The organism is Alcanivorax sp. HI0044 (assembly GCF_001634945.1).
The window spans coordinates 1-240 of sequence record NZ_LWEZ01000862.1 but is presented as its reverse complement, the minus strand read 5'-3'; the positions used below and the strand labels follow the sequence as shown (position 1 = coordinate 240).

General features: G+C 61.2%; 1 pseudogene. It reads right to left on the bottom strand.

From position 1 onward, the window contains the following. A pseudogene (locus tag A3730_RS10155) lies at positions 1-240 on the bottom strand (Asd/ArgC dimerization domain-containing protein); the annotation flags it as partial.

The window sequence follows — 240 nt, the reverse complement described above, 5'->3', positions numbered from 1 at the left end:
CTCACCACGGGGCTGGTGCAGCGCCAGCCGACACATGTTGGCGCCCTTCACAAAGCGCGTTTCGGGATGACTCCCCAGCGGCATCACGTCCACGAAAGGCTCATCGGCATAACGGGCCTCGAATGCGGCCTGGATCTCTTCCAGTGGCGGCGCCGACTCGGTGAGCTGGCCGTAGAGTGTGGCATGAATACCACGGATCATGGGGATAAGATGTGGAACAAATGTAGCGCTTACCGGGGC